The sequence below is a fragment of the Lysinibacillus sp. FSL R5-0849 genome, from assembly GCF_038595075.1.
Lineage (GTDB): Bacteria > Bacillota > Bacilli > Bacillales_A > Planococcaceae > Lysinibacillus > Lysinibacillus fusiformis.
Genome location: NZ_CP152004.1, coordinates 4,414,305 through 4,433,366, shown reverse-complemented (window position 1 = coordinate 4,433,366; position 19,062 = coordinate 4,414,305). Strand labels below are relative to the sequence as shown.

The window sequence follows — 19,062 nt, the reverse complement described above, 5'->3', positions numbered from 1 at the left end:
AATAGTGGGGTCGATTACTTTGTAATGAAAATACCGTATTTACCCGTTTCATCATCTGCCCATTGTTGACCTGATGGACAATAAATAAATGTTTGTTGAACCTCGATTTCCTTATAAAAAGTTCGAGCTTAAATAAATTATTACGACCCTTATCATAGTGTGGCAAATAGTTAATATTGTGAACGATCTTCATCACGTTTGATACGTATAATAATTTTGAAATAAGATAGAAAGAAGAACAACCACTACAATAGGAAATTACATACTGAGTGGACCTTTTGAGTTCACTCTCGTTATGCAAGAATGAAGCAAGGGGGTCAGGGATTGTTTAATGATTTTAAGATGGTGGATGATCGTCCTGTTTATGTGCAATTGAAGGATTATGTTCAAGATATGATTGTCAAAGGGCATCTGTTAGAACATCAAAAGCTTCCATCTACGCGTGAACTTAGTAAGCTATTAGCAGTTAGCAGAAATACAGTGCTGAATGCATATGCTGAGCTAGAGCAGGACGGCATCATTTATGCAGTGAAAGGAAAAGGGAACTTTGTAGGAAAGGTTACTACGTTGAAAACGTCCCCTATTGAACTTGACTGGAAAAATAGGCTGAATACAGCAACTTTGTTAGCGGATGAAATCGATTTAGTCCGACAAGATATTCAGTGGCAAAAAGGGATGATCTCCTTTACTAGTATTGCTCCAGAAGAAAAGCTTTTTGATGTTGAAAATTTTAAACGGGCTTTTCTTACACGTATGTCCCTTGAAGGCGATATTGTCTTGAATTATGGCTATGCAAAAGGGTATAAACCTTTAATTGATTATCTCCTTCGCTATATGGAAGTGAAGGGTGTAGATATTTCTAATAAAGATATTTTAATTACTAACGGCTTTACGGAGGGGCTCGATATTTTATTATCCTCAATAGCTAAAAAATCTGGGCGTGTTCTATGTGAAAATCCTACACATCATGCAGCATTGAAGCTTTTTCGTTTACATGGGCTAGAAATTCATGGCGTTGATATGAGCGATGATGGCATTGATATGGGGCAGGTAGAAAAAACATTAGCCAAAATGGATTTTGATTTTGCCTATCTCATCCCGTCCTATCATAATCCAACTGGAATTGTCACCTCCTCTGAGAAGAGGAATGCTATTTTTCAGCTTTTTTCCAACTATCAAATACCTATCGTAGAAGATGGCTTTAATGAGGAATTAAGGTATTCAAGCTCTCATTTGGCACCACTAGTCGCATTTAGTGGTTCCGGTAATAACATTGTCTATATTGGCAGCTTTTCTAAAATCCTTTTCCCAGGCTTACGTGTTGGCTGGATTTTAGCAGATAAGGAGCTAATTGCTAGCCTAGAAAGCATGAAAAGAGCGCGAACAATTCATACATCGACACTGGATCAGGCAGTGTTATATCAATATTTACAGGATGGTTATTTTGAAAAATATTTAAAGAAAGCAAGAGCTGTTTATAAGAAAAAGTATGAGCTTGCTCGTCAAGCCTGTATGCAGTACATTCCATTTTGCAAAATCAGAGGGGATGGAGGACTTCATCTCTTTATTGAACTAGAAGAGGGCAAAGATGCTCGCAGATTATTAGAAAAATGTTATGACGAAGGTGTGGTGTTCTATCCAGGAGATGTATTTTATACAAATGGTCTTGGTAAAAACACATTTCGCCTAGGGTTTTCCCGTTTATCAGAAGAAGATATTGTCCGGGGTATTCAAATTATTGGGGATACATTAAGAAATGATAGAAGGGGTTGAAAAGATGAAGGTTGGCGTAATTATGGGCGGTACCTCCTCTGAAAAGCAGGTTTCGATTATGACAGGGAAGGAAATGGTTGCTCATTTAAATAAACAAAAATACGATGTTGCTGAAATAGTATTGGAAGACCATCAAGAGGTAATAGAAAAAGTGCAAGGTATCGATGTAGCTTTATTAGCACTGCACGGTAAGTTTGGAGAGGATGGCACGATTCAGGGTGTATTAGAAACATTGAGTATTCCTTATACAGGAAGTGGTCTTCTAGCAAGTAGTTTGTGCATGGATAAAAATATGGCCAAGAAAATACTTCGCTATGAAGGAATCGCCACACCTGATTGGATGCATCTTGTAAAGGGTGAGGAGCTGCCATTACAGGACATAGAGCTGATGGGTTATCCGCTGGTCGTTAAACCAAATGCTGGTGGCTCTAGTGTAGGTGTTCAAATTGTCCATGATCGAACTGCCTTATTGACGGCTGTTACAGAGGTATTGAAGTGGGATAACGAAATCATTGTTGAGCAGTACATGATTGGTGACGAAATTACATGCCCAATTCTCAATGATAAACTATTGCCAGTCCTTTCAATCAAACATACGGCAGTATTTTTTGACTACCAGGCGAAATATGATGATGCTTCTACAATAGAGGAGCCTGTGGAACTCCCACTTGCGATTCATGACCGTGTGGCAAAGGCTGCTATGACCAGCTATAAGTCTTTAAAATGTAGTGTGTATGCTAGAGTAGATATGTTAATTAAGGAGGGCGTTCCTTATGTGTTGGAGGTTAATACATTACCTGGCATGACCCAAAATAGCCTGCTACCTAAAAGCGCCCTTGCTGCAGGAATTAGCTATTCTGCCCTATTAGATAGCATTATTGATAGCTCCTTACAGATTGATAATAGGTAAATAGAAAAAACACCTTTTGTTTTCCTACAAAAGGTGTTTTAACTATCTTAAGATTTAGCTAATTCAATAAAGCCTTCTCCAAAAACATCCCTTACATCATGAATGGCAATAAAGGCATCCTTGTCGACTTCTTTGACAATTTTTTTGAGCTTTACAACTTCTTGCTTACTAATGACGATATACAAAATTTCTTTTTGTTCCTTTGTATAATAGCCATGACCGGAAAGTACCGTAACCCCGCGGTTCATATAAGCAGTTACCTGTCCAGCAATGTCTTCTGGTTTTTTAGAGATGATCGTAACTGCTTTTTTAGGATTAACCCCTTCGATAACGAACTCCATCACCTTAGTACCAACATATAGCATAATTATCGTTAACATTAATGCCTCTGCTCCGATGATAAAATAAGATGAAAAAGCAACGATTAAATCAAAGAATAAAAGTCCATAGCTAATACTCCAGCCAAGGTACTTGTTAGTGATTCTAGCTAAAATCGTAGAACCTGCAGTTGTACCACCGACTCTAATAATCAAACCAATACCGACCCCAGCAAATACTCCACCAAAAATCGTATTTACGATAATTTCATTTGAGGAAATCGACCAAGATTCTGTTAAATGTAAAAATAAAGAATGGAATGAGACCGCAATGATCGTATAAATGGTTGTTTGTCTATTTAGAAATTTATAGCCAACTAGTAGTAAAGCCGCATTCATCATAAAGCTGACAATACTCGGAGACCATCCGAAAAGATAATAGGCTATAATCGTTAAGCCCGTTACGCCACCTTCACCCAAATCATTTGGAATAACAAATAAGTTAACTGCCAGGGCAAAAAGCAGTGATCCAAGCATAATCATTAAAATATCTATTACGTATTTTTTCATTCACATAACACCACCATATCAAATTAGATTTTTTCTTAAATCCATACTATATCAGGTTTTCACCAAATGATATACTTTTTTTGTAATATTCATTTAGGATATATCGACCTTTTCTTGGATGTCTTTAGACTAGAAGACCTTGACTAATTAGAATAAATATTTATAATAATCATAATACTTTTAAGGAGGATTATTAAAAAATGACATATTCTTGAGACTATGTTGCACCGCTTTGAGCCAATAACTGAATAGGGTCAAAAACTCTGTTTGTGAAGTCAGAGCTTACGGGATAGTCTGTCCTTTTTTAATCATCTTCAATTGCACAAGAAAGAGAACAGCTCACGCCTTTATTTAAAGAGGCTTATTCTCTAATATATCCTAGTTACTTGGATCACAGGCAAATTGTCTGTGATTTTTTGTTTTATCCAATAAGGAGGAATAGATCATGCATATGCTATTATTCTTCTGATACGAGCTTTAACTAGAGGCTCGTATCGGTACCATTGCTATCGATACGAAATGAGTTAATTTCGGGAGGTAGTCATATGGAAAAAGTTTGCTTTGAATTAGACAACGTAGTTGTAAATTATTTAGATAAAGAGATTTTAAACATTGAAAAATTAGCCATTCATCAATTCGATCGAATCGGTATCGTTGGGAAAAATGGCGCTGGAAAAAGTACATTAATGAAGTTACTTGCTAGCAAGGTTCAGCCGACAAGTGGGAAGGTAAATAGTCATGTACATTTCGGCTATTTTGAACAAATGGAAGCACCAACGCCTGTAGGGGCAGAGGCACAGTTATTAGGGAAATTAGCTATTCCAGTAAATTCTGAAGGACTAAGTGGTGGGGAACAAACGAGATTAAAGTTAGCTCATTTATTTTCTTTCTATGAGGAGGCGCTGCTCATTGATGAACCAACAACACATTTAGATCAAGAGGGTATTTCATTTCTAGTGGATGAATTGCGTTATTACTATGGTTCCCTCGTACTAATTAGCCATGATCGTGCGGTTCTGGATCAATTGGTCACAACAATTTGGGAGATTGATGGGGGCACAGTAAACATTTATTCCGGAAATTATAGTAATTATGCTTGTTAAAAGCAGTTGGAGCAAGATCAACAACGTCAGGCGCATGACTTATATTTGAAAGAAAGAAGTCGTCTTGAACAAGCTGCCGAAGATAAAATGAAAAAGGCTGAAAAAATTACCCAAGCAGGTAACATGTCAAAAAGAGAAGCTCATGCAAAGCCGAATCGCATGTTTATGACAAAGTCCAAAGGGACAAGTCAAAAAAACGTACAACGTGCAGCCAAGGCAATAGAACAGCGAATAGAGAAGCTTCAGAAAGTAGATGCGGTGCAGGTAGACAGAAATATAGTTTTCCGACAATCGAAGGCATTGGAACTACACAATAAATTTCCGATTATGGCAGATCAATTCACTTTACACATTCCAGGAAAAGTCCTATTGGATGTCGTAAGCTTTCAAATACCATTGGGTAAAAAAATTGCTTTGACAGGTAGTAACGGTTGTGGAAAAAGTACCTTACTACAACATATTGCAAACTATGGGGAAGGGTTAACCATTTCCCCTAAGGCCAAAATAGGCTATTTCCATCAAATGGGCTACCAATTTAAAAGTGAGGAAACGGTCCTCCAATTTTTAAAAAATCGCTCTGATTACGATGAAGGCTTTTTACGAAGCGTTCTAGGTTCCATGCAGTTTGTAGGAACTGATATACAAAAGGGTGTGAACTCATTAAGCGGTGGTGAAGCGATACGCCTCCAGCTGTGTTATCTGTTTTTAGGAAGCTATAATATACTGTTATTAGATGAGCCAACCAACTTCTTAGATATTCAAGCATTAGAGGCGTTAGAGCAATTTATAACGGCTTATGAGGGAACCATAATCTTCGTGACACATGATAAAAACTTTATTGAAAATGTAGCAGACATACAATTCACAATAAAAAATAATAAGATATTTTAACTGTAAAGATGCGATTCTACCATTAGGAGGAATCGCATTTTTTTGAATGTAGGTAGTTAAAAGAAATTATTCTTTCAACTAAAATCTAACCTCCATCTAACCTAACAATCGATATACTCAGTGTGTAACTATTGTTACAAAACATTTTTGGAGGGATATTTTATGAAATTAAGAGTATTAGGGATAGGAACATTAGCATTAGGATTATTAACAGGTGGCTATTCATTTTCTTCATTAGCTTCTTCAAATGATGAGAACGAAAAGGGAGAACAATTAATTAAGGCTGAAGTGAAGGTGCTTAAGCCTGGGGAGAAAGAGGATATTTCTAAAGGCAAATTGGAAATGAACAAAAAGGTGATTGATGAAGAAGGAAAAGTAAAGTCAAACGTAAAAACCTTTGAGCCTGGAGAGATGCCGGAAGTTCCTGAAGGTGCAGTGATGATGAAAAAGACAGTGACTGATAGCGAAAAAGAAGAAAAGTAACCAAAAGAAGCTTGTTTTGAAAAAGTCAAAACAAGCTTCTTACGTTGCGACGGTAAAAGAGACAAGAGGTGACTGGAATGATTTTAAAACAATTTCAAGTAGGCTATTCTAGGACAAAGGGTTAGGACTTGTTTAACCAAAATTGATAAAACTAACGGTTTGTTAAAAATATTTGATGTTAAAAGGTGGATAGAACGAATGAAACTTTTATTGGTAGAAGATGAGGCTGTTTTATCAAAAATTCTCTCTAAAGGTTTAAAGAAATCCGGCTATGCCGTCGATACAGCTTTTGATGGTGAGGAAGCATTAGAATTATTCGAAATCAATGAATATGACCTTATTATATTAGATTTAAACTTACCTAAGATGGATGGAATAGAGGTGCTAGAGCAGATTCGAGTTCAGAGCGAGGATGTGAAAATACTGATCCTTTCGGCACGATCAGCTATTCATGATAAAATAGCTGGTCTTGATAGAGGAGCGAATGATTATTTAATAAAGCCATTTGACTTTCAAGAATTGGATGCACGTATACGCAACTTATTAAGGCGAACTTTTAGTCAAAAGAGTACCATTATGTCTTTGGAAAAAATAACATTGGATAGCTCGAGGAAAATAGTTTTAGTGAATGGTGAGATGATACCTGTTACCAAGAAAGAATATGCCATTTTAGAATACCTCATGCTACAACAAAATAAGGTCATCAGCTCAGAGGAATTGATAGAGCATGTTTGGGATAGTGAAGCGGATTTATTTTCTAATTCACTCAAGTTCCATATCCATTCATTACGAAAAAAAATAGCAGATGTTTTGGGGGAAAAAGAAGTAATTCATACAGTACGAGGACAAGGTTATATGATTATAGAAAGTGAAAAAGGTGCCCATGAATAACTTAACATTAAGAGTGAGACTAACACTTTTAACTGGCTGTATTTTTGTAGTGGTTACCATTTTACTAACACTATTATCGATTTATAGTGCCGAAGAAAAAATTGTTCAGCCTATTACGTCATCGTTACTCAATCAAGAAAATAGTCTTCACAAGGAAATCATGGATGAGGCGACAGTAGAAACCAAGTTGGATCATGGCATCAGCTCTTATATAGAGGTTACAGATGTGAGAAAAGCGAAAGAGAAGTTTATTAATCAGAGTCTTATTTGGATGGTAATTATCATTGTAGCAGGTATTATTATCATTTACGTAGTGGCAGGTAAGGCTTTAAAGCCAGTTAATGATCTTAGTCGAAAAATCGGAAATATAAGCGAGCATAATTTATCGCAACGTATAGAACATATTTCTACTAAAGATGAAATGGGGGATCTTACAGCTTCATTCAATCACATGCTAGATCGATTGGAAGAATCGTTTCTGTACCAAAAAAGCTTTGCTGCAAATGCAGCACATGAATTGAGAACACCACTAACAACAATGATGGCAGGTATTCAGGTTTTAAAACTAGAAAAATCTCCGACAGTAGAAGATTATAAGGAAACCCTAGAGGTGACAGAGGAAAGTACACAAAGGCTCATTCAAGTTGTCAATGACCTTTTAGCATTAGCTTATGAGCAAACGGAACATTTTACAGATGAAATTGAGCTTAGAACAATGATTGATACGATTACACAGGACTTAAAGCCTTTATGTTTAGAGAAAAACTTAACTATTTCTGTCGATATCGATGTTGAAACGATAAAGGGAAATCAAACGTTACTCTATAGAGTTTTTTATAATTTGATTGAAAATGCAATTAAGTACAATCACGAAAATGGAATTATTGAAGTTCAAGGATATGTTAAGAATAGCGCTACTCATATTTCAATTGCGGATTCAGGAATAGGGATACCAAAAGATCAGCTCCACTGTATTTTTGAGCCGTTTTACCGTGTCGATCATTCCAGAGCCCGTGAGTTGGGTGGTTCGGGATTAGGTTTATCTATTGTAAGAACAATCGTTGAAAAACATCAAGGGAAAATAAATGTTAGCAGTACATTGAATGTCGGCACAATATTTGAGGTCATTTTACCAATGTAAAGATGCGATTCTACCATTAGGGGGAATCGCATTTTTTTATTAAAGTTTTAATCAAAGAGAGGGAAGAGGGAAAATTTGGCGAATGTGATAGATAGACACTATGAAAAAGGATGATGATCGATGTTGAATACGAATGTGACGACTAAATTAAAAATCAAGCAGCCCGCTCATAAAGTTTTTGAAGCCATTATTTCTCCTACTGAAATCGGACATTATTGGTTTTCTAGTAGCTCTGAAAGATGGGCAGAGGGGAAGCGGATTACATTGAGATACGAGGAGTATAGCGCAGAAGGAATTATCTCTGTACTTGAAATAGTAACTAACAAAAAAATTGTATTTTCTTGGGGGGAGGAGCATGGCGAAGTGACGATTGTTACTATGACTCTTGAGGAATATCAAGGTGAGACAATCATGGAGGTAGTGGAATCAGGACTGAACGCACATGATCCGGAAATTGTGATGAAAATGATGGGTCAAAAAGAAGGCTGGATTTATACATTAACCTGTCTCAAAGGATACTTAGAAAATGGCATAAATACATTAAGAGCTTCAATAATTCATTAGAGTAGTGTGATTTGATGACCTAATTTGAGGTGATTTTTTGGATAAACGAATTTTTTCATTTTGCATCATTTTGATCGCTGTTATTTCGTTATTTAGTCCGACGATTATTTCTAATTTTATGATTCAACAAAGTACAATAATGGATACTCATTATTACATTCAATATATGGCTAATTTATCGAGTGTTTATCTAAGTTTATTCTTTTTGGCTTTATTAGCATTCGTTTTATTTCTCAAGAAAAATCGATGACTAAATTCATCAATGCTTTGCTGAACATTCTTTTCTTACCTTCGGGGGCGAAGGATGGGGGAGAAATGACATTACGGCTACAATTTGCTTCGAACCAATTTAGGAATTTCGTTTGCCTAGTTGTGGAAGTCATGCCGCCAGAAGCTATAAATAGAGCAATAGCGCTCCGATTAAATTCATTCATCTACAACATAAAGGAGGGATCGTTATGAAAAAATGGGTTTGGCTAACTGGTGGACTTATAGTTTGTGCAGGGTTTGTCATAGGCATTGTATTTTGGAAATTCCAAAAGGAAGTCAAGAAAGACGACCCTGAATATATTGTGCAATTTATGAAAGAAAACAAGGGCAATAAAAATGTTTCAGTAGCGATACAATATAATCGCCAGAGCTGGGTAGAGCAGCATACAAAGGAACCATTGCCTTTAGCCAGTACAGTTAAAATCATCGTAGCGATCGCATATGCGCAACAAGCCGCAGATGGACATATCAATCCTCAGCAACAAGTTCGCTTAAGGGAATTAGAGACATTTTATATCCCAAAAACAGATGGTGGCGCACATGAAGCGTGGCTAGCACAGTTAAACCTCAATGGGAAGGAAAGTGTGCCGCTGAGCGAGGTTGCAAAGGGAATGATTACTTATAGTTCTAATGCAAATACAGATTATTTAATGCATGTACTAGGGCTTCAAACTATTAATGAGGTTCTCACTCAACTAGATGTAAAAGGTCATGAACCCCTCTATCCAATCGCAAGTGCTCTTTATATCCCCATTCAATTGCGAGATGAAAAGAGTCTAACGAAAAAAGAAACACTAGCGGCTTTAAAAGATATGGGGATGGCTGAATATCGAGAACGGGCATTGACTATTCATGAGAATTGGCTAGAAAAACCTTTAACAAAAGAGGAGAAAGCTCAAGCAATAAAAATGCTCAATTTGGATGTTCAAAGGGTTTGGTCTGATCGTTTAATAAGGGCTTCTACTAGTGACTACATTTCTATTTTAGAAAAGTTGAATAGTAAAAATTACTTTACCGAAGATGTACATAAATACTTAGATCCTGTGATGGAACATTTGATGCAAAACCCTAGAAATCAAGAATGGCTTACACATGCAGGTCAAAAAGGAGGGTCAACAGCCTTTGTATTGACACTAGCCGCCTATGCGGAAGATAAAGAAGGGAATCAGACGGAGATAGCTTTTTTTGCCAACGACTTAAATACAATGGAACAAATTAAATTATCTAGTAGTATGAATAGCTTTCAATTAAAATTTCTTACAGATGAAAAATTTAGGATGCGTCTTCAAAGGGAATTATCTATGTAGTGAATGACCTTTAAAATGATCTATGTTCATCAAGTAATCTTTCAAGAAAAACTGAGAATGTAGCTGCGTACTCATAAATCATGTCATTCATTAGGTCATAACACATGACGGGAAACTCCCCATCTTCATCTTTTGCGGATAAATCAAAGAAATAAAGCTCATCTGCGTCTGGTACAAATAAGTCCAATCTATTTGGATATTTTTTGTACCAATCTTCATCGTCCAAGTTCAGACGGTGAATATAGAGAATGTCGCTATCGTCGATATCTCTGTATTCAGGTTGACTGACCGTCAGAATGTTTCCTCCATTTAGTCGAGCATTGCCATAATTTATTAACCACCAGCAATAAGAGGGCGGTAATTGAAATCCTAGCTCTATTTCTGCATCGGTTATCCAGCTATCTTTTACATTACATCTAGGATGCCACTTAATCGATGTGGTATGAGCTAGCTTTTTTACTAAATTCTCATACATCAAAAAACCTCACTTTTTCATCATGATATCCAAAGAGTGCCCTTGTAGTTGAGGTAGCTAGAATTCGTACATTCTTTCAACCATCTGCATACTATATATTTATAATATGTGAGAGGACTGAGACCAATGCATTACCCTTATTATCATAATTACCCCGTGTATTACGGCTATCACCCTGTTTATTGGGCTTATCCAACACAGCTAGAACAGGGGACCAGAAGTAATATGCGGAGAGATTATGGACCAGAGCCATTCGTTGTGGACATAGAGGACGTTACAAAGCAAAATAAAAATTACCGCACAGCACTGTGGACAGGGTCAAACTTACAAGTAACTGTGATGAGCATCGATGTAGGAGATGATATTGGCTTAGAAGTGCATCCGCATGTTGATCAATTCATTTGTATTGAAGAGGGTAAGGGAGTTGCCCAAATGGGACCGACTAAGGATTATTTAAACTTTCAAAGAAATGTTTCTGAAGATACGGCCGTCATGGTACCCGCAGGGACATGGCATAATATTACAAATGTAGGAGATGAACCATTAAAGCTCTACACGATTTATGCGCCACCTAATCATCCATCTGGGACTATTCATGTGACGAAGGCAGATGCAAAGGCTGAAGAAGCGGGTTATAGTCAAGCAAATTAAAAAATAAAAAGCGTGTTTTATTAAACATGCTTTTTTCTCGATATATGGTAGAATGTTTTTTAATTACAGATAATAAAGGTCCTTAATTAATGAAAGAAGGTAATGAATGATGAAATATTCAAAAGCAACAAACTATGCGTTACATACAATGGTGTTTTTGACGAATACACCTAAAGGAAAATCAATGAATGTTGAGACACTAGCAGACATGCAGAAACTATCTCCAACCTATCTTTCGAAAATTTTAACAAAGCTTGTAAAGGCGGGTTTAATCGAATCGAATCCAGGTGTCAATGGAGGTTATCGCATTTCGAAGCGCCCTCAAGAAGTTTCCTTTTTAGATGTGATTTACGCAATCGAGGGACAAACCTCATTATTCAGCTGTTCCTCTAACCACGAGGATTCCTTTCATAATGAAGGTTGTCTCATTGAGCAAGTAATGGTGGATGCTGAGAACAATATGAAAGAAGAGCTAAGTAAGAAATTGATTATTGATATTGCTCATGAAATCGATAAAAAAATGAAGTAGTCGGATAGAATGAAGAAATGGACGAATAAGAACTAGGGGACTCTAGCTCTATTGTTATTTCAATTGCATAAGAGCCCCAAAGTATTGCTGTGCGGTTGTGAAACAAATAAATGCCAGTAGTTCACTGATTTCAGCCTCTGTTAAATATTCTTTTAAGACAGCGGTGACATAGTGTGAGGTATGACCTTTAGTGACTAAGAATGCCTCAGCAAAACCTGTACAAACGGCTGTTTTTTCATCGTAATGTTGAGGGGCAGGTATACCTTTCGCCTGACAATATTGGCAACCATTTTTTTGTGCTAATGTTTTTCGGACCTCTTCTTTTAAATGTGCAGATAAATGACCGTCCTTTTCGACCGTTTTCCCTAATTGTAACCAATGCGACTGTATTTCCTCATTATAGCCTAGTAGTTGTTGAAATGGCGTTAAGCCCTTGTCATGTAAATGAATGAGTGTCATTAATCTTCCCTCCTATAATTAGTGTAAAATATGAATGGTGTTGTTAACATACCAATTCGAAGGGAAATATTTTCTTTCTCTTTTAAAATGAAGGGAATTTTCTACAATGGATTTCATTAATGAAACAATACTAAAAGAATTGAAAAAAGATAGCCGAATTTCTATGAGCGAGTTAGGTAGGAGAGTACATTTATCGGCCCCTGCAGTTCGTGAAAGGGTACGACATTTAGAGGAACAGCAAGTCATAAGGAAATATACATTAGACATTAATTCAAAGGCGCTAGGCTTTCCCATTGAAGCTATAATGGAGGCAACAATTAAAAATAATCGCTATGCAGATTTTAAAGAACATATCCTGACATTTACAAACGTAGATTTTTGCTATCGAATATCAGGAGAAACTTGTTTCTTATTAAAGGCTCATTTTCAATCTTTTTCTGATGTAGAGCAATTTATTGATGATTTACAGCTATATGCACATACAAAAACCAATTTTATCTTTTCTGATATATGTGAGGACTTATAAAAAAGGGGATCTTTATGGAAATCAAATTATTTACGGGTGAAATAGATGACTTAGTCCATTTACTAACTCAAAATAAATGGATTTACCACACCAATCAGCACGTTAAAGAAGAGAGCGTTCGAGCAGCGTTCGCAGAGGGATATTATGAGAATGATCGTGAAACCTATTGGATACTGGAAAATGGAGATAGAGTAGGAATTATCTTTATTCATGATATCAGTGACACCATCCCACTGTTTGATATCCGCTTACATGCAAATTGTAGGGGGAAAGGATATGGCGTAATGGCACTTCGATGGTTACAAGAATATCTATTTGAGGTAAAGGGTAAGATTCGTATTGAAGGCTATACAAGAGTTGATAATATAGGGATGCGGAAATGTTTTAGCAAAGCTGGTTTTGTGAAGGAAGGCTATTTACGAAATGCCTGGGAAAATGAAGATGGCACAGTGACCGATAGTATTGTCTATGGTGCTATTAAAGAAGATTGGGTTCTAGGAAATCCAACGTCTATTAAAATAGATGACGTTCCATTTTAAGGAGACAAGCATGAAGAGAAACGTATTAAATGCTTTAAGGCAATCTTGGTCGACTCAATCAAGTTCTAAATGGAGCGTTGAAAATCCTGCAAAAGGACAATGTGGTGTTACTTCTCTAGTTGTGCAAGATATACTTGGCGGGGAAATTAGGAAAACAAGTTTGGATGAAGGCTGGCACTTTTATAATGTAATAAATGGAGAAAGAATGGATTTTACGGAAGAGCAGTTTTCATCTAAAATTGATTATCAAGACATTGATTCGAATAGGGCAGAGGCTTATCAGGATACAAATAATGCTCAATATAGCTGTTTAAAGTCACAAGTTAATAGACATTTAGCAAGAGCAGAGGGATAGATTCCTCTGCTTTTTTAAATTAGTAAAACAAAGGTGTTGACGTTTAAGAAAGAGGCGTGTTATTATTATCTCGAATTCAAGATAACTAAATTCAAGATAAACGAATTCAAACCTTTAGCTTTCGTAAGGAGGTACAATAATGGGTTTTTGGAATAAATTATTTTCTTCAAAAAAAGAGGAGGAACAAGTAATGGCAGAATTAAATATCGGTATTATTATTGGATCAACACGTGAGGGACGTGTAAGTCCTCAGGTAGCACAATGGGTAAAGGAAATTGCAGATCAACGAGGAGATGCAAACTACACAGTGATTGATATCGCTGATTATAAATTGCCATTATTAGGAGAGTCAGGGCAAGATGCTTCAGGTGCACAGGCTTGGTCAGAAGTTATTGCTAAACAAGATGGATTTGTGTTCATCGTACAAGAATACAATCACTCTATTACAGGTGCTCTAAAAAATGCACTAGATTATTTACGTGTTGAGTGGAATAACAAAGCAGCAGGCATCGTTTCATATGGTTCTGTAGGTGGTGCTCGTGCAGCAGAACATTTACGTGGCATCATGGGTGAGCTTTTAATCGCAGATGTACGTGTTCACCCTGCATTATCATTATTCACAGATTTTGAAAATGGTTCCGACTTTAAACCACAAGCTATACAAACTGATTCAGTCAATCAAATGTTAGATCAAGTAATCCCATGGTCAAAAGCTTTATACACTATTCGTTAAGCCTACGCGTTTGGGGTAGGACGAAATTGGATAAAGTGTGGGAGAGAAAATTAGTCAGGAAAGGGCATGTTACCATGAAAAAACATACAGCAGGTATTCACCATATCACAGCTATTGTAGGCCACCCACAAGAGAATATTGATTTTTATGCAGGTGTATTAGGCTTGCGTTTAGTGAAACAAACAGTAAACTTCGATGATCCTGGCACATATCATTTATATTTCGGTGATGCAGGTGGGAAACCTGGAACAATCATTACATTCTTCCCTTGGGCCAATGCATATCAAGGACGAATTGGTGACGGTCAAGTTGGTGTCACAACGTATGTTGTACCAGAGGGGGCACTACCATTTTGGATTAATCGTTTAGCCAAATTTTCGATTCCTTTCCAAAAAGCTGAACGCTTTGGTGAGCAAGTCATTCAGTTCGATGACCCGCATGGTCTGCATATCGAACTCGTTGCACGTGCTGCAGGCGAATTAAATAACTGGACATTTGGAGAAGTAACGCCAGAGGTTGCCATTAAAGGATTTGGTGGAGCCACTTTATATTCCAGCCACCCTGAAGAGACTGCAAAAGTTTTAACAGAAGTAATGGGTCTTGAAAGAGTAGCGACAGAGGGTGACTACACTCGTTTTAAATCTAATGCGGAGATTGGCAACACAGTTGATTTAAAATTGGTTGTAGGACAACGTGGACAAATGGGTGTAGGAACGGTTCACCATATTGCGTGGAGAGCTCAAGATAATACGGATCATTTAGAATGGCAAGAGTATGTTATGAATCATGGTCAACATGTAACGGAAGTCAAAGATCGTAATTATTTTAATGCGATTTATTTCCGTGAACCTGGTGAAATTTTATTTGAAATTGCTACAGATCCTCCGGGATTTGCTCATGACGAAACAATGGAGACGATGGGAAGCCAATTAATGCTACCATCTCAATATGAGCAACAACGAGAGCAATTAGAAAGTATACTAATTCCGATTAAAGTACGTGAGCTTGACTAAGATATAGAATCTACTTAAATGAATGCGAAATGTTGAGAACTCAACATTTTCGCATTTTTTTGATCCGGCGAAATCTCATCTGCCGTTGAGCGCACGGGCCATGGCATCTAAATAATTCTGACTAGCGCGCAGACTAATTTCAGCATCCGGCACAAAGACTTCAAAGCAATGAAAGCTACCAGGATAGAGATTCATCTCAACATCTACTCCTGCTTGAGCAAGTCGTGTTACATAATCGAGTGTTTCATCTCTGAATAAATCAAGTTGACCTATACACGTGTAGGTAGGCGGTAGTCCTGCTAAGTTATCTGCTCTTGAAGGAACCGCATATGGAGAAAGTTCATGGGTGTCCTGTTCCTCTCCTAAGTACATACGCCAAGCGGTCAAATTATTTGTTCTACTCCATGTTGCGTGACTGTCAGTAATCTCGTAGCTAGAAGTCGTTTCATTTCGGTTATCAAGCATTGGATACAGTGGCATCTGGAATATAATTGAGGGCCCTCCTTTATCGCGGGCCATTAATGCTAGAGCTGCTGTTAGACCTCCACCTCCACTTGCACCGGCAATTGCCACTCGTTTACTATCAATGCCAAGAGTAGGAGCTTCAGTTGTCATCCATACTAACCCTGCATAGCAATCTTCAATCGCAGCTGGATAGGGATGCTCGGGGGCAAGTCGATAATCAACTGAGACGACAACACAGTTAGCGGTCTGAACAAAACGTTCACATAGAAGATCATCCATATCAGGGTGTCCCATCACGAAACCACCCCCATGAATCCAAAGCATAGCTGGAAGTTTATCGTGGTTCCGTTTAACGGGTTCATATATTTTAACTAGCATTTCACCCCCATCACCTCTGGGAATCGTACGATTAGTTATAACTACAAGCTCTGATTCCTCTAATGGAGATTGGACTAAGAGACGACGACTCCACTCTAAATCTTCGTCTAGTCGAAAGCCTGGAAATTGGGAGTAAGCCTGCCTTAATTCGGGTAAGATTCGGTCATTGATTGTCATATAAATTCCCCCTGTAAAGTAATGAATTTTTAAATAAATGGATGTCCTTGTACTGCCATTTTAGCCTCCCATTGGGCAACTTCTTCGCGCACACGAGGAGCCACTTCGGTTCCTAGAAGTTCTATAGCTTGCATGACTTGATCATGTGGCATTGTACTTAAAGGTACGTATAACATAAATCGTGTGATCCCTACATGTTTACGAAGATGAATGATTTTCTGAGCAACTGTCTCTGAATCACCGACATATAATGCCCCTTCAAAACTACGTGCAGTATCATAGCTAGAACGATCATAATAGGACCAACCCCGTTCTTTGCCCAGTTTATTCATGCCCGCCTGTGTAGATGGGAAAAATGTATCTGCTGCCCACTCGTTATTCGGACCAACGAAACCTATCGAATGGGAGCCTACCTGAAGCTTAGATAAATCATGACCTGCATGAGCAGCAGCTTTTTTATAAAGTTGTACGATTGGAGCAAACTGCATAGGACTGCCACCAATGATTGCTAGCATAAGTGGTAATCCTAAAAGACCTGCCCGAATGGCTGATTGTTGATTTCCTCCACTACCAACCCAAATGGGTAAGGATTTTTGAACAGGTCTTGGATACACACCTAAATTATTGATCGCCGGTCGGTGCTTCCCTTCCCACACTACTTTTTCTTCCTCACGAATTTTAAGTAATAAATCTAAATGCTCTTCAAATAGTTCATCATAGTCATTTAAATCGTATCCAAATAAAGGGAAAGATTCGATGAACGACCCACGACCTGCCATAATTTCCGCACGCCCATTTGAAAGTCCGTCCAAAGTAGAAAAATCTTGATAGACGCGAACCGGGTCGGCTGAAGAAAGGACAGTCACCGCACTTGTAAGTCGTATTTTTTCCGTTTGTGAAGCAGCGGCGGACAACACCATTGCAGGGGAAGATGCAGCATAGTCTTCTCGATGATGCTCGCCAACCCCAAATACATCCAGTCCTACTTGATCGGCAAGAATGATTTCTTCAACCACTTCACGTAAGCGTTGGGCATGACTAATCACTTCCCCACTATGAACATCTGGTTTTGTTTCTACAAAAGAGGTAATTCCTATTTCCATTTGTCATTCTCCTTGTCAATTTAATGTTTTGTAAATCGTAAAGTCGTTGCCCAAAATAGAATTGCTATAGCACTAATTGAAGCTCCGAGGAAAGAGACCCCTTCCCAGCCAAAGTGTGCATATATTTGTGTAGAAGCAATGGAGCCACTTGCACTGCCGATGGAATAAAAAATCATATATCCAGCAGTAAGTCGACTTCGTGCCTCTGTACGTAATGGAAGAATTAGCGCCTGATTCGTAACATGTACGGCCTGTACAGCTAAATCAAGCAATACGATCCCTACAATTAACGCAAATAACGATTGTTCTAGATAGCTAATAAACAACCAAGAAATTAGTAATAGTGCTAATGCTATACCTGTTGTTCTTTGTGCGTATCCTCGATCAGCCAATTTCCCTGCCCGTGCCGCAGCCAACGCGCCGGCCACTCCAACAAGACCAAAAGCACCAATTACGCTATGTGAAAGTGCCAACGGTGGTGCACTAAGTGGAAGAACAAGTGATGTCCACAAAATACTGAAATCAGCAAAAATTAGCATGGCTAGAAATGCACGGATACGTAGTGTTCGTTCTTGTTTTAATAAAGTGAACACAGATCTAATGAGTTGATGGTAGGGGAGTGATTTTACTTCTCGCTCCACTGTAGGTAACACCTTTACAAACAAACAGACCATGATGAGCATGAAGGCAGCAGAGACTAAATAGACAGTACGCCATCCTGCAAGGTCAGTTAATAGTCCTGCGAAGGTACGGGCGAGCAGGATGCCAATGACGATTCCACTCGTGACAATCCCAACGACTCGACCACGCTCTGCTGGGGAAGCGATGGTTGCTGCAAATGCTACAAGCGTTTGTGTCACAACTGCAAGTAAACCTACTAAAGCCATGCCTGTGAAAAGAACTATGCTATAAGAAGCGGTACCGACTATAACTAGAGCCGTTGTGGATAATAGCATCTGTCCGATAATCAAACGTCGTTGGTTAAGTAAGTCCCCAAGTGGCACTAGAAGTAATAGGCCTAACCCGTAAAAGATTTGCGTGATTGTAATGACAACACCAATAATCGACGGATCAATATTAAACGCAATAGACAGCTGATCAAGCAGCGGCTGTGCAAAATAAATATTGGCGACTGACATTCCACAGGCTGCTGCGAATAAAAATGTGACAGCACGTGGCATGGACGACTGTAGATTCATCGAAGGTGCATCCCATGTCTGTCTAAGATCTTCGTCCATCTTATATCCTCCAGTCCATATAGAATTTCATTATAACGTACCGTTTGGTACAATATAATTGTTGGTAAATATATCTTAACCTTATGGAAGGTGTCAAGCGTTTATTTAGTATTTATTTTTATATCCTCACAGTGAATAGTGTAAAATTGACAATGGAACCAGCTGATTATACAATGATTACATACTGTTTGGTATTTTAAT

At 38.0% G+C, this 19,062-nt stretch carries 21 protein-coding genes and 1 pseudogene; 16 read left to right on the top strand and 6 right to left on the bottom strand.

Annotated elements, in window-relative coordinates:
• The first annotated feature begins 303 nt into the window (after positions 1 to 303).
• Complete coding sequence (locus MKY80_RS21985) at positions 304 to 1,773, top strand: PLP-dependent aminotransferase family protein (RefSeq protein WP_175445533.1); 1,470 nt, start codon at positions 304 to 306, stop codon at positions 1,771 to 1,773.
• A gap of 4 nt (positions 1,774 to 1,777) precedes the next feature.
• The gene (locus MKY80_RS21980; RefSeq protein ID WP_090002171.1) at positions 1,778 to 2,683 is read left to right on the top strand and encodes a D-alanine--D-alanine ligase; all 906 of its coding nucleotides are present in this window, start codon (positions 1,778 to 1,780) and stop codon (positions 2,681 to 2,683) included.
• A 47-nt stretch (positions 2,684 to 2,730) separates the two neighbouring features.
• On the opposite strand, the gene MKY80_RS21975 is transcribed toward MKY80_RS21980, so the two are convergent.
• Positions 2,731 to 3,570, bottom strand: a complete 840-nt coding sequence (locus MKY80_RS21975) for a YitT family protein (RefSeq protein ID WP_008175465.1) — start codon at positions 3,568 to 3,570, stop codon at positions 2,731 to 2,733.
• Positions 3,571 to 4,115: 545 nt separating this feature from the next.
• On the opposite strand from MKY80_RS21975, the pseudogene MKY80_RS21970 reads away from it, so the two are divergent.
• The 7 genes and pseudogenes from MKY80_RS21970 to MKY80_RS21940 all read left to right on the top strand — a co-directional run bounded on the left by MKY80_RS21970 (position 4,116) and on the right by MKY80_RS21940 (position 10,220).
• Positions 4,116 to 5,564 (top strand): annotated as a pseudogene (locus MKY80_RS21970) (Msr family ABC-F type ribosomal protection protein).
• Positions 5,565 to 5,726: 162 nt separating this feature from the next.
• Positions 5,727 to 6,047, top strand: coding sequence for a hypothetical protein (locus MKY80_RS21965; protein ID WP_342531233.1), 321 nt, complete (start codon positions 5,727 to 5,729; stop codon positions 6,045 to 6,047).
• A gap of 198 nt (positions 6,048 to 6,245) precedes the next feature.
• On the top strand, positions 6,246 to 6,938 hold the full coding sequence (locus tag MKY80_RS21960; protein WP_342531232.1) for a response regulator transcription factor: 693 nt from the start codon (positions 6,246 to 6,248) through the stop codon (positions 6,936 to 6,938).
• Positions 6,931 to 8,079 (top strand): ATP-binding protein, encoded by a 1,149-nt coding sequence (locus MKY80_RS21955; RefSeq protein WP_342531230.1) that lies wholly within the window; start codon positions 6,931 to 6,933, stop codon positions 8,077 to 8,079. Before MKY80_RS21960 ends, MKY80_RS21955 begins: the two co-directional genes overlap by 8 nt.
• Positions 8,080 to 8,199: 120 nt before the next feature.
• A complete protein-coding gene (locus MKY80_RS21950) occupies positions 8,200 to 8,643 on the top strand; it encodes an SRPBCC family protein (RefSeq protein ID WP_342531228.1) in 444 nt (147 codons plus the stop codon).
• A gap of 37 nt (positions 8,644 to 8,680) precedes the next feature.
• Positions 8,681 to 8,893, top strand: a complete 213-nt coding sequence (locus tag MKY80_RS21945; RefSeq protein ID WP_090259212.1) for a hypothetical protein — start codon at positions 8,681 to 8,683, stop codon at positions 8,891 to 8,893.
• A 208-nt stretch (positions 8,894 to 9,101) separates the two neighbouring features.
• Positions 9,102 to 10,220: a serine hydrolase gene (locus tag MKY80_RS21940; RefSeq protein ID WP_090002124.1), complete on the top strand. Its 1,119-nt coding sequence runs from the start codon at positions 9,102 to 9,104 to the stop codon at positions 10,218 to 10,220.
• A gap of 10 nt (positions 10,221 to 10,230) precedes the next feature.
• Here MKY80_RS21940 and MKY80_RS21935 read toward each other — a convergent pair whose 3' ends face one another.
• A complete protein-coding gene (locus MKY80_RS21935) occupies positions 10,231 to 10,695 on the bottom strand; it encodes an SMI1/KNR4 family protein (protein ID WP_089985875.1) in 465 nt (154 codons plus the stop codon).
• Positions 10,696 to 10,821: 126 nt separating this feature from the next.
• Here MKY80_RS21935 and MKY80_RS21930 point away from each other — a divergent pair, with 126 nt between their 5' ends.
• Positions 10,822 to 11,346, top strand: a complete 525-nt coding sequence (locus tag MKY80_RS21930; RefSeq protein ID WP_089985874.1) for a cupin domain-containing protein — start codon at positions 10,822 to 10,824, stop codon at positions 11,344 to 11,346.
• Between the two features lie 106 nt (positions 11,347 to 11,452).
• A complete protein-coding gene (locus MKY80_RS21925; RefSeq protein ID WP_239355106.1) occupies positions 11,453 to 11,875 on the top strand; it encodes an Rrf2 family transcriptional regulator in 423 nt (140 codons plus the stop codon).
• Between the two features lie 54 nt (positions 11,876 to 11,929).
• Here the strand turns inward: MKY80_RS21925 and MKY80_RS21920 are convergent, their stop codons facing one another.
• Positions 11,930 to 12,334 (bottom strand): carboxymuconolactone decarboxylase family protein, encoded by a 405-nt coding sequence (locus MKY80_RS21920; protein ID WP_107922342.1) that lies wholly within the window; start codon positions 12,332 to 12,334, stop codon positions 11,930 to 11,932.
• A gap of 106 nt (positions 12,335 to 12,440) precedes the next feature.
• Here MKY80_RS21920 and MKY80_RS21915 point away from each other — a divergent pair, with 106 nt between their 5' ends.
• From MKY80_RS21915 to MKY80_RS21895, 5 genes are all read left to right on the top strand, one after another.
• Complete coding sequence (locus MKY80_RS21915; RefSeq protein WP_107922341.1) at positions 12,441 to 12,860, top strand: Lrp/AsnC family transcriptional regulator; 420 nt, start codon at positions 12,441 to 12,443, stop codon at positions 12,858 to 12,860.
• A 14-nt stretch (positions 12,861 to 12,874) separates the two neighbouring features.
• Positions 12,875 to 13,399 carry a GNAT family protein gene (locus tag MKY80_RS21910; RefSeq protein WP_089985870.1) on the top strand — a complete coding sequence of 175 codons (525 nt, stop codon included), beginning with the start codon at positions 12,875 to 12,877 and terminating at the stop codon, positions 13,397 to 13,399.
• A gap of 10 nt (positions 13,400 to 13,409) precedes the next feature.
• Positions 13,410 to 13,754, top strand: a complete 345-nt coding sequence (locus tag MKY80_RS21905) for a hypothetical protein (protein ID WP_096365686.1) — start codon at positions 13,410 to 13,412, stop codon at positions 13,752 to 13,754.
• 139 nt (positions 13,755 to 13,893) lie between these two features.
• Complete coding sequence (locus tag MKY80_RS21900; protein WP_089985868.1) at positions 13,894 to 14,487, top strand: NADPH-dependent FMN reductase; 594 nt, start codon at positions 13,894 to 13,896, stop codon at positions 14,485 to 14,487.
• A 74-nt stretch (positions 14,488 to 14,561) separates the two neighbouring features.
• The gene (locus MKY80_RS21895; protein ID WP_239355107.1) at positions 14,562 to 15,500 is read left to right on the top strand and encodes a ring-cleaving dioxygenase; all 939 of its coding nucleotides are present in this window, start codon (positions 14,562 to 14,564) and stop codon (positions 15,498 to 15,500) included.
• 75 nt (positions 15,501 to 15,575) lie between these two features.
• Here the strand turns inward: MKY80_RS21895 and MKY80_RS21890 are convergent, their stop codons facing one another.
• Genes MKY80_RS21890 through MKY80_RS21880 form a run of 3 tightly spaced genes read right to left on the bottom strand, consistent with a single transcriptional unit; the run spans position 15,576 to position 18,861 of the window.
• Positions 15,576 to 16,520 carry an alpha/beta hydrolase gene (locus MKY80_RS21890; RefSeq protein WP_107922339.1) on the bottom strand — a complete coding sequence of 315 codons (945 nt, stop codon included), beginning with the start codon at positions 16,518 to 16,520 and terminating at the stop codon, positions 15,576 to 15,578.
• 29 nt (positions 16,521 to 16,549) lie between these two features.
• Positions 16,550 to 17,623, bottom strand: a complete 1,074-nt coding sequence (locus tag MKY80_RS21885; protein WP_342531216.1) for an LLM class flavin-dependent oxidoreductase — start codon at positions 17,621 to 17,623, stop codon at positions 16,550 to 16,552.
• Positions 17,624 to 17,643: 20 nt separating this feature from the next.
• The gene (locus MKY80_RS21880) at positions 17,644 to 18,861 is read right to left on the bottom strand and encodes an MFS transporter (RefSeq protein WP_342531214.1); all 1,218 of its coding nucleotides are present in this window, start codon (positions 18,859 to 18,861) and stop codon (positions 17,644 to 17,646) included.
• Between the last annotated feature and the right edge of the window lie 201 nt (positions 18,862 to 19,062).

Excerpts from the sequence above, each read along its gene's own strand:
- MKY80_RS21900 (WP_089985868.1), top strand. The coding sequence starts at position 13,894 with ATGGGTTTTTGGAATAAATTATTTTCTTCAAAAAAAGAGGAGGAACAA.
- MKY80_RS21950 (WP_342531228.1), top strand. The coding sequence starts at position 8,200 with ATGTTGAATACGAATGTGACGACTAAATTAAAAATCAAGCAGCCCGCT.
- MKY80_RS21930 (WP_089985874.1), top strand. The coding sequence starts at position 10,822 with ATGCATTACCCTTATTATCATAATTACCCCGTGTATTACGGCTATCAC.
- MKY80_RS21965 (WP_342531233.1), top strand. The coding sequence starts at position 5,727 with ATGAAATTAAGAGTATTAGGGATAGGAACATTAGCATTAGGATTATTA.
- MKY80_RS21920 (WP_107922342.1), bottom strand. The coding sequence starts at position 12,334 with ATGACACTCATTCATTTACATGACAAGGGCTTAACGCCATTTCAACAA.
- MKY80_RS21915 (WP_107922341.1), top strand. The coding sequence starts at position 12,441 with ATGGATTTCATTAATGAAACAATACTAAAAGAATTGAAAAAAGATAGC.
- MKY80_RS21940 (WP_090002124.1), top strand. The coding sequence starts at position 9,102 with ATGAAAAAATGGGTTTGGCTAACTGGTGGACTTATAGTTTGTGCAGGG.
- MKY80_RS21925 (WP_239355106.1), top strand. The coding sequence starts at position 11,453 with ATGATGAAATATTCAAAAGCAACAAACTATGCGTTACATACAATGGTG.
- MKY80_RS21905 (WP_096365686.1), top strand. The coding sequence starts at position 13,410 with ATGAAGAGAAACGTATTAAATGCTTTAAGGCAATCTTGGTCGACTCAA.
- MKY80_RS21980 (WP_090002171.1), top strand. The coding sequence starts at position 1,778 with ATGAAGGTTGGCGTAATTATGGGCGGTACCTCCTCTGAAAAGCAGGTT.
- MKY80_RS21985 (WP_175445533.1), top strand. The coding sequence starts at position 304 with ATGAAGCAAGGGGGTCAGGGATTGTTTAATGATTTTAAGATGGTGGAT.
- MKY80_RS21955 (WP_342531230.1), top strand. The coding sequence starts at position 6,931 with ATGAATAACTTAACATTAAGAGTGAGACTAACACTTTTAACTGGCTGT.
- MKY80_RS21890 (WP_107922339.1), bottom strand. The coding sequence starts at position 16,520 with ATGACAATCAATGACCGAATCTTACCCGAATTAAGGCAGGCTTACTCC.
- MKY80_RS21895 (WP_239355107.1), top strand. The coding sequence starts at position 14,562 with ATGAAAAAACATACAGCAGGTATTCACCATATCACAGCTATTGTAGGC.
- MKY80_RS21935 (WP_089985875.1), bottom strand. The coding sequence starts at position 10,695 with ATGTATGAGAATTTAGTAAAAAAGCTAGCTCATACCACATCGATTAAG.
- MKY80_RS21960 (WP_342531232.1), top strand. The coding sequence starts at position 6,246 with ATGAAACTTTTATTGGTAGAAGATGAGGCTGTTTTATCAAAAATTCTC.
- MKY80_RS21910 (WP_089985870.1), top strand. The coding sequence starts at position 12,875 with ATGGAAATCAAATTATTTACGGGTGAAATAGATGACTTAGTCCATTTA.
- MKY80_RS21880 (WP_342531214.1), bottom strand. The coding sequence starts at position 18,861 with ATGGACGAAGATCTTAGACAGACATGGGATGCACCTTCGATGAATCTA.
- MKY80_RS21885 (WP_342531216.1), bottom strand. The coding sequence starts at position 17,623 with ATGGAAATAGGAATTACCTCTTTTGTAGAAACAAAACCAGATGTTCAT.
- MKY80_RS21975 (WP_008175465.1), bottom strand. The coding sequence starts at position 3,570 with ATGAAAAAATACGTAATAGATATTTTAATGATTATGCTTGGATCACTG.